Below are 3,395 nucleotides of genomic sequence, written 5' to 3'. Positions count from 1 at the left end.
CCCCTCGCCCTTCCGGGCGGGGGGCCGTTGACGTACAGACGTCGCCCCAGTCGGCTGACACACCGTCAGGAGGCAGGTATGCGGCTCGGTCTCGCACTCGGCTACTGGGGCCGCGGCCCCGCCCCCGACCACATACCGCTCGCGCGGGAGGCCGAACGGCTGGGCTACGACTCCGTGTGGACGGCGGAGTCCTGGGGCTCGGACGCGTTCACGCCGCTCGCCTGGATCGCCGCCCACACCTCCACCATCAAGCTGGGCACGGCGGTTGCCCAGATGGCGGCCCGTCCGCCGACCACCACCGCGATGCAGGCGCTCACCCTCGACCATCTCTCCGGCGGCCGCATGACGCTGGGCCTCGGGCTGTCCGGCCCGCAGGTGGTGGAGGGCTGGTACGGCCGCCCGTTCCCGAAGTCCCCGCTCACCGCCACCCGCGAGTACGTCGACGTCGTACGGCAGGTGCTCCGCCGCGAGGCCCCGGTCGAACTGTCCGGCCGCTTCCACTCCCACCCGTACCGGGGCCCGGACGCCACGGGCCTGGGCAAGCCCCTCAAGCCGATCACGCATCCGCTCCGCGCCGACCTGCCGATCCTGCTCGGGGCGGAGGGCCCGAAGAACGTCGCCCAGACGACCCGGATCGCCGACGGCTGGCTGCCGCTGTACTGGTCGCCGACCCGGCCGGAGGTGTACGGCCCGGCCCTGGCCGGCCTGCCCGAAGGCTTCCTCGTCGCGCCGATGGCCCAGGCCCGGGTCTGCGACGACGTCGCCGAGGGCCTGCTGCCCGTCAAGATGATGCTCGGCTTCTACATCGGCGGCATGGGACACGCGGCCCGCAACTTCCACGCCGACCTGATGGCACGCATGGGCTACGAGGAAGAGGCCCGCCGCATCCAGGACTTGTTCCTCTCCGGCCGCCGGGAGGAGGCCGTGCTCGCCGTCCCCGACGCCTTCGCCGACGAGATCTCCCTGGTCGGCCCGCGCGAACGGATCGCGGAGCGACTGGAGTCGTGGCGCAAGGGCCCGGTGACGGACCTGCTGGTGCTCAGCCCCGACCGCCACACGCTGCGCGTACTCGCCGAGTTGAACGCCTGAGCGAATCCCCGGGTTTCATCCGGAGTTCAAGGGCAATCCGAATGACATGTCCCCTCGATATCGCAACGGTGCGAATCAGGCCGGCACGATCGTCGCGGTCGTGGCCGACGTCATGGCTCTCATCCTGGGTCTGTGGATCCTGATGTACCTGCTGGACGCCAACCAGGCGAACAGCTTCGTCCAGTTCATCCACGACGCGGCCCGCTGGCTCGCAGGCTGGTCCCACGACCTCTTCACCTTCGACGAGGCCTGGGCCCGAGTGGTGTGCGGCTACGGCTTGGCAGCGGTGGTCTACCTGTTCGTGGGCCACGCGATCGCCAATCGCGCACACCGGCACTGAGTCTTCTGGGGGCGCGGGGCTGTGTCGACATGCGGCTCCGCCGCGTGGGCGCGATCAACCGCACACAACCCGCGCCCCGCCACCAGGCACCGACCACCCGAGTTCTCAGGCGCAGCAGTCCGAGTCCAGCCCCACGGGCAACTCATACCCACCGAACACCTGGCACGTGGCCTCATGCCCACCCAACGCGGCCACGGCCAGCAACAACGACCCCGCAGTCCACGAGGTCAACTCCCGCGGCCAGATCGCGTCGTCCTCGAAGACATAGCCCGTCCAGTACAGACCGCTCTCCGCATCGCGCAGATGCTGGATCGACTGCAGCACCTCCAACGCCCGGTCGGACTCGCCCATCGCCCAGAGCGCGAGGGCGAGTTCCGCGGACTCGCCCCCCGTCACCCACGGGTTGGGCACGACGCACCGCACCCCGAGCCCCGGGACGACGAACCGTTCCCAGTCCTCCTCGATACGGGCCTTCGCCTCGGCCCCGGTCAGCGCACCCCCCAGCACCGGGTAGTACCAGTCCATCGAGTACCGGTTCTTGTCGAGGAACCGCTCCGGATGCCGTCGTATCGCATGCCGCAAGGCACCCGCCGCCAGCTCCCAGTCCGGCTGCGCCTCTTCCCGCTGCTCGGCGATCGCCAGCGCGCACCGCAGCGCGTGGTGGATCGAGGAGCTGCCCGTCAGCAGGGCGTCCGTCGTCTCCGTGCCGTCGTCGTCGCGCCGCCAGCCGATCTGCCCGCCCGGCTGCTGCAGGCGCAGTACGAACTCCACCGCCGCGTACACCGTCGGCCACATCCGCTCCAGGAACGTGTCGTCGCCGGTGGAGAGGTAGTGGTGCCAGACGCCCACGGCGATGTAGGCGACGAAGTTGGTCTCCCGGCCCCGGTCGGTGACGTCGCCGAACTCCCCGTCGGCGTAGGCCGCGTACCAGGAGCCGTCCTCGTTCTGGTGCCGGGCCAGCCACAGGTAGGCCCGCTCGGCGGCCTCGTGCTCGTCGGCCGTGTCGAGGGCCATGGCCGCCTCGACGTGGTCCCACGGGTCGAGGTGGTGCCCCCGGAACCACGGGATCGCACCGTCCTCGCGCTGCACGCCGAGGATGCCGGCGACGGTCTCGGCGGCCTGCCCGGCGGTGAGGACCCCGGGCAGGACCAGATGTTCCGTCCGGGGAGTGGTCACTGGGCGTCCGCCCCGGTGCCGGAGAGACGCGGCAGGTGCGGCTTGGTCGCGTACGCCACGAAGCTCTTGCCGATCAGCGGGTTCAGCGCCTGCTCGGCGACCCGGGTGGCCAGCGGCTTCTTCATGATGTCCCAGACTAGGAGCTTGTGGTACGCCCGCACCGGCAGCGCCTTGTCGTTGTCGACGCCGAACGCGCACTTCAGCCACCAGTAGGGCGAGTGCAGCGCGTGGGCGTGGTGGGTGCCGTAGGGCTTGAGGCCGGCCTCGCGTATGCGCGCCAGGAGTTCGTCGGCCTTGTAGATGCGGATGTGGCCGCCCTCGACCTCGTGGTAGGCGTCGGACAGGGTCCAGCAGACCTTCTCGGGGCCGTAGCGCGGGACCGTGATGGCTATGCGGCCACCGGGCTTGAGGACGCGCACCATCTCCGCGAGGACGCCCTTGTCGTCCGGGATGTGCTCCATCACCTCGGAGATGATGACGACGTCGAAGGACTCGTCGGGGAAGGGCAGCGCCAGGGCGTTGCCCTCCATGGCCGTCGCGGTGGCGCCCTCGGGGGCCTCGCCGGCCTCCTTCATCGCCGCGAACCACTTGGCGACCTCGCGGATCTCCTCGCCGTTCTGGTCCAGCGCCACGACCTGCGCGCCGCGCCGGTAGCACTCGAACGCGTGCCGGCCGGCACCACAGCCGAGGTCCAGGACACGGTCGCCCGGCGCGAGCGGGAACCGGGAGAAGTCGACGGTCAGCACGAGGCCCTGCTTTCGGAGTTGACGCCTTCTACATCTGTGGGGGC

The 3,395-nt window shown here is 70.6% G+C and carries 4 protein-coding genes; 2 read left to right on the top strand and 2 right to left on the bottom strand.

The genetic code is table 11. The annotated features are described in order from the left end of the window. The first annotated feature begins 78 nt into the window (after positions 1-78). Together ACFTZL_RS42930 and ACFTZL_RS42925 are read left to right on the top strand one after the other, a co-directional pair. Entirely contained in the window at positions 79-1,089 is a 1,011-nt protein-coding gene (locus ACFTZL_RS42930; protein ID WP_382595464.1) for an LLM class F420-dependent oxidoreductase, read from the top strand. Positions 1,090-1,135: 46 nt separating this feature from the next. Then, on the top strand, positions 1,136-1,429 hold the full coding sequence (locus ACFTZL_RS42925; RefSeq protein ID WP_382499610.1) for a hypothetical protein: 294 nt from the start codon (positions 1,136-1,138) through the stop codon (positions 1,427-1,429). A 105-nt stretch (positions 1,430-1,534) separates the two neighbouring features. On the opposite strand, the gene ACFTZL_RS42920 is transcribed toward ACFTZL_RS42925, so the two are convergent. After that, complete coding sequence (locus ACFTZL_RS42920; protein WP_382595462.1) at positions 1,535-2,605, bottom strand: prenyltransferase; 1,071 nt, start codon at positions 2,603-2,605, stop codon at positions 1,535-1,537. Beyond that, the gene (locus ACFTZL_RS42915) at positions 2,602-3,351 is read right to left on the bottom strand and encodes a class I SAM-dependent methyltransferase (RefSeq protein WP_382595460.1); all 750 of its coding nucleotides are present in this window, start codon (positions 3,349-3,351) and stop codon (positions 2,602-2,604) included. Before ACFTZL_RS42915 ends, ACFTZL_RS42920 begins: the two co-directional genes overlap by 4 nt. Between the last annotated feature and the right edge of the window lie 44 nt (positions 3,352-3,395).

The organism is Streptomyces sp. NPDC056948, assembly GCF_042674225.1.
Taxonomy (GTDB): Bacteria; Actinomycetota; Actinomycetes; order Streptomycetales; family Streptomycetaceae; genus Streptomyces; species Streptomyces purpurascens.
Note: the sequence above shows the minus strand (reverse complement) of the source record. Positions and strands in the feature narration are given on the sequence as shown.